A 4,945-nucleotide genomic window follows, 5' to 3' on the forward strand; every position below is an offset into this window, starting at 1 on the left:
CCTCTGTGGTGCGGCGCAGGAGCGTCGGCACCAAGCTCTTTCGCCGTCTGCGCTGCTTCGGGGCGGAAATAGCTTCCCTGCGGGCGTGTTGCCACTGCGTCTGGCCGGGCCTGTGGAAAGCCGCCATTGCCGTGGCTGCGGAACACATAAGCGCCCGACTTCTCGTCGCGGCCAAACTCCAGCAAGCCGCGCTCCTGGGCTTCTTCCAGCAGGTTGCCAAAAGCCCGAAAGCCGTAATACGTCTCGCTGAAATCCGGCTTGCGGCGCTTGATGGCCTCCTTGAGGACCGACGCCCAGATCTTGCCGCTGTCGCCGCGCTCGGAGACCAGGGCATCGAAGGTCTCCACGGCCAATTCGATCCCCTGGGTGCGGCGCGACTCCAGCGCTTCCTTGCGGTGCCGCTCTTCTTCGGGCGAGCGGCGGGCGGGCGGCGCTGCATCGGACTGGCGCCGGGCCTGCGCGCGCTGGCTTTCGCGCACGAGGTCGTCGTAGAAGATGAACTCGTCGCAGTTGGCGATCAGCAGGTCCGAGGTGGATTGCTTGACGCCCACGCCGATGACCTGCTTGGCGTTTTCGCGCAGCTTGGAAACGAGCGGAGAAAAATCCGAGTCGCCGCTGATGATCACGAAGGTGTTGACGTGCGACTTGGTGTAGCACAGGTCCAGCGCGTCCACCACGAGGCGAATGTCGGCCGAATTCTTGCCCGACTGGCGCACGTGGGGGATCTCGATGAGCTCAAAGTTGGCCTCGTGCATGGTTGCCTTGAAGCCTTTGTAGCGCTCCCAGTCGCAATAGGCCTTCTTGACGACAATGCTGCCCTTGAGGAGCAGGCGTTCCAGAACGGGCTTGATGTCGAACTTGTCGTATTTGGCATCGCGCACGCCGAGTGCGACATTCTCGAAGTCGCAAAACAGGGCCATGCTGATGCTGTCGGTAGGTGAGGCCATGGTGGCTCCGGTAACGGTGTGGGCCGGATCATCACACGGAATCCGGCCCCGCAGACAGTGGCGCGGACAACGGGTCCGCGATCAGCTTGCGGGGGCCGCACCATATCGTGCCGGCCTGGATGGGCCGGCGCGGGCCGGTGCGTGCACCCATCGGGCTGCGGCCTGCCGGGGCACGGGCATACTTCCGGCTTCTGGCAGCTTTTACCGATTGCGACATGTCTGATTCCCCTTCGTCCCCTTCCGCGTCTTCCGCACCTTCGCGCCACGGGGTCAGCGCCTGGTGGCGCGCCCTGGCCATTGCCCTGCTGGTGGCATTGCTGCTGGCATGGGCGGCGGCCACCAGCGTGGTCGAGCAGCTCAAGGCCCAGATCACGCACCTGCAGGCCAAGGTGTCGGCCGTTGCGCAGGTGCAGCATGTGGCGGTGCTGCTCGACAGCCGGCAGTTGCCTGCCATGCTGGTCACGGTCGATGTGAATGCCGCGGTGCTGCAACTGCAGCGCCTGAACGACGTGCGTGAAGGGCGCGAGGACAGCATGCAGCTGTGGGCCTTGCAGGCAGACCAACCCCCCGTTCCCTGGGCGTGATCGCAAGTGCCTACAAGACACTGCAGTTGCCCGCCGCGAGCGCAGCGCTGGACGGGGTGGCAGAGCTGGCCATCAGCGTCGAAGACCCGGGTGGCGCTGCGCAGGGCCACGGGCCCCGGCTTCCCTACCTGTTCAAGGGCGCGCTGGTCAAGAAGGCCCTCTGAGCGCGGCCGGCGCTGGCCCCGGCCGTCCGGCCCATGCCCCTCGCGCGGCGCTGTTGCCAATGGGCACACGGATGGGGCGGCGGCAGTGCTGCTTCCGCGCCCGGATGGGGAACTCGGCGCATGCCCATTACAGCCTTTTTGCTATATAAAAAATAGCTGCTTGTGCTTACGGCACAAGCGCAAGCGGCGAATTTTGCTTCAAAGGGGCGTGTGCGTGCCCTGCAAGGCCACGCCGCCGCCCGTGCGGCGCGGCGGGCGCAGGTTCCGGCTCAAACTTTCTCGAGCGACTGTGCCAGGTCGGCCTGCAGGTCGTCGATGTGTTCGATGCCCACCGACAGGCGCACCATGTTCTCGCTCACGCCGGCCTTGGCCAATTCCTCGGGGTTGAGCTGGCGGTGCGTGGTGGAGGCCGGGTGCGTGGCCAGCGACTTGGCATCGCCGATGTTCACCAGGCGCGTGAACAGCTGCAGCGCGTCGAGGAAGCGGGCACCAGCCGCGCGCGGATCGGCATCGCTGGCCTTCAGGCCGAAGCTCAGGATGCCCGAGGCGCGGCCGCCCATCTGGCGCTGCGCCACGGCGTGGTCGGCATGGTCGGGAAGGCCGGCGTAGCGCACCCATTCCACCTTGGCGTGGCTTTGCAGGAATTTCGCCAGCGCCAGGGTGTTGGCGCAGATGCGGTCCATGCGCAGTGGCAGGGTTTCGATGCCCTGCAGCGTGAGCCAGGCGTTGAACGGCGAGAGCGCTGCGCCCATGTTGCGCAGCGGCACCACGCGCGCACGACCGATGAAGGCGGCGGCGCCCAGCGCCTCGGTGTAGACCACGCCGTGGTAGCTCACGTCGGGCTCGTTCAGGCGCTTGAAGCGGGCCTTGTGCTCAGCCCAAGGGAACTTGCCGCTGTCCACGATGATGCCGCCAATGCTGTTGCCGTGACCGTTCATGTACTTGGTGAGCGCATGCACCACGATGTCGGCGCCGTGCTCGATGGGGCGGCACAGGTAGGGACTGGGCACGGTGTTGTCCACGATCAGCGGCACGCCATGGTCGTGCGCCACCTTGGCCAGCGCGGCGATGTCGGTCACGTTGCCCAGCGGGTTGCCGATGGATTCGCAGAACACGGCCTTGGTGCGTGCGTCGATCAGTTGGGCAAAGCTGGCCGGGTCGCGCGGATCGGCGAAGCGCACCTCGATGCCCTGCTGCGGAAAGGTGTGGGCGAACAGGTTGTAGGTGCCGCCGTAGAGCGTGCTGGCCGAGATGATGTTGTCGCCCGACTCGGCAATGGTCTGGATGGCCGCGGTGATGGCCGCCATGCCAGAGGCCACCGCCAGCGCGGCCACGCCGCCTTCGAGCGCCGCCACGCGCTGCTCCAGCACGTCGGTGGTCGGGTTCATGATGCGCGTGTAGATGTTGCCCGGCACCTTCAGATCGAACAGGTCGGCGCCATGCTGGGCACTGTCGAACGCATAGGCCACCGTCTGGTACAGCGGCACGGCGGCGGACTTGGTGGTGGGGTCGGGCGTGTAGCCGGCGTGGACGGCGAGGGTTTCGATGTGCATGGGGGCGGTCTCTCTGTCGTTGAAATGGTGTGGGTGACCCGCAAACGCAAATGCGGCGCCAGCGCGCATTCTTGCACCGGCCGCCGCGCCAGCCATCGAATCGTTTGCTATGTGCTTATGACGCCGGGTCGTCCAAGGCGCTGCCGCCGGCCTTGCGATGGCGCCGCCAGGCTTTCTCGGCCTCGACTGCGCCATACACCGCCATCGCCGCGGCCAGGCAGATGCCCAGCTCGCCCGGGCTCAGCGGCTCGGTCCTGAAGATGGGGTTGAGGAAGGGCACGTAGATGGTGGCCATCTGCAGGGCAAACGTCAGCAGCACGGCGCCCAGCAGGGGCCGGTTGCTGGCGAGCCCCAGGCGCCAGAGCGGCTCGCTTTCCGAGCGGATGGCCATCACATGGGCCATCTGCCCGAGTGTGAGCACGGTGAACACCATGGTCTGCCAGTGCGCGTGGCCCGTGTGCAGGGCCCAGGCCTGCACGGCCAGGCACAGCCCGCCGATCAGCAGGCCCATGCCCAGGATGTGCTGCCACATGCCCTGGGCGAACAGGCTTTCGTGCGGCGGGCGGGGCGGGCGCTGCATGATGCCGCGCTCGGCGGGTTCGGCCGCCAGGGCCAGGCCGGGCAGGCCATCGGTCACCAGGTTGACCCACAGGATGTGGATGGGCAGCAGCGGAATGGGCAGCAGCAGCATCGGCGCAAGAAAGATGGTCCAGATCTCGCCCGAGTTGCCGGTCATGGCGTAGCGCACGAACTTGCGGATGTTGTCGTAAATGCGCCGGCCTTCCTTGATGGCCGCCACGATGGTGGCGAAGTTGTCGTCCAGCAGCACCAGGCTGCTGGCCTCGCGCGCCACGTCGGTGCCGCCCTTGCCCATGGACACACCGATGTCGGCGCGCTTGAGGGCCGGTGCGTCGTTCACGCCATCGCCCGTCATGGCGACGAAATGGCCGCGCGCCTGCAGCGCCTCGACGATGCGGATCTTCTGTGCCGGGTCCACGCGGGCGTAGATCCGCACCTGCTGCACCCGCTCTCGCAGCGCGGCGTCTTCCAGGCGCGCCAGATCGGCGCCGGTCAGCACGGGCGCGTCGGCGCTTTGCACAATGCCCAGCCGGTGCGCAATGGCACGGGCCGTGGCCGGGTGGTCGCCCGTGATCATGACGGGCGTGATGCCCGCGGCGATGCAGTCGTGCACGGCGACCGTGGCCTCGGGGCGTGGCGGGTCGATCAGCGCGATCAGGCCCAGCAGCTGCAGATCGTTCTCGACGGTCTCCAGCGCATTGGTATCGGGCAGGCGCACGTGGCTGCGGCGGGCCAGGGCCATCACGCGCAAGCCTTGCGCCGCAAGGGTGGCGGCAGCCTGCATCGCCTGGGCGGCGTCGAGCGCGGCGGGGCCGTCGGGTGTCCATTGCGCGCTGCAGCGGGGCAGCACCGATTCGGGGGCCCCCTTGGTGTAGGCCACAAAACCGCTGCCCTCCTTGTGGAAGGTGGTCATGCGCTTGCGCACCGAATCGAAGGGCTGCTCCTGGATGCGCGGCGCGGTGCGGTCCAGTGCGGCCTTGTCCAGCCCGCCGGCCCGTGCCGCCAAGACCAGCGCCGTTTCGGTGGGGTCGCCATGCCAGAGGGCGGGCGCAGGGCCTTCGATGGCGCCGGGCGCGTCTTCCAGTACCTCCTCGTGGGGATGCTGGTGCATGGCGTCA

The 4,945-nt window shown here is 67.6% G+C and carries 5 protein-coding genes; 2 read left to right on the plus strand and 3 right to left on the minus strand.

The window, feature by feature from the left end; translation table 11 throughout:
* Nucleotides 1-947 (minus strand): NYN domain-containing protein (locus ACDELDRAFT_RS19080; RefSeq protein ID WP_005799664.1); only part of this gene is annotated, 947 nt, incomplete at its 3' end.
* Nucleotides 948-1,162: 215 nt separating this feature from the next.
* Here ACDELDRAFT_RS19080 and ACDELDRAFT_RS19085 point away from each other — a divergent pair.
* Together ACDELDRAFT_RS19085 and ACDELDRAFT_RS25220 are read left to right on the plus strand one after the other, a co-directional pair.
* On the plus strand, nucleotides 1,163-1,531 hold the full coding sequence (locus ACDELDRAFT_RS19085) for a hypothetical protein (protein WP_005799665.1): 369 nt from the start codon (nucleotides 1,163-1,165) through the stop codon (nucleotides 1,529-1,531).
* Nucleotides 1,528-1,695 (plus strand): hypothetical protein, encoded by a 168-nt coding sequence (locus ACDELDRAFT_RS25220; protein ID WP_157764952.1) that lies wholly within the window; start codon nucleotides 1,528-1,530, stop codon nucleotides 1,693-1,695. Before ACDELDRAFT_RS19085 ends, ACDELDRAFT_RS25220 begins: the two co-directional genes overlap by 4 nt.
* Nucleotides 1,696-1,964: 269 nt before the next feature.
* On the opposite strand, the gene ACDELDRAFT_RS19090 is transcribed toward ACDELDRAFT_RS25220, so the two are convergent.
* Nucleotides 1,965-3,248, minus strand: a complete 1,284-nt coding sequence (locus ACDELDRAFT_RS19090) for an O-acetylhomoserine aminocarboxypropyltransferase/cysteine synthase family protein (protein ID WP_005799667.1) — start codon at nucleotides 3,246-3,248, stop codon at nucleotides 1,965-1,967.
* 115 nt (nucleotides 3,249-3,363) lie between these two features.
* Nucleotides 3,364-4,945 (minus strand): cation-translocating P-type ATPase (locus ACDELDRAFT_RS19095; protein WP_005799668.1); only part of this gene is annotated, 1,582 nt, incomplete at its 5' end.

Source organism: Acidovorax delafieldii 2AN, from assembly GCF_000175235.1.
Taxonomy (GTDB): domain Bacteria; phylum Pseudomonadota; class Gammaproteobacteria; order Burkholderiales; family Burkholderiaceae_C; genus Acidovorax; species Acidovorax delafieldii_B.

Coding starts and splice junctions, on each gene's coding strand:
- ACDELDRAFT_RS19090 (WP_005799667.1), bottom strand. CDS start 3,248: ATGCACATCGAAACCCTCGCCGTCCACGCCGGCTACACGCCCGACCCC.
- ACDELDRAFT_RS19085 (WP_005799665.1), top strand. CDS start 1,163: ATGTCTGATTCCCCTTCGTCCCCTTCCGCGTCTTCCGCACCTTCGCGC.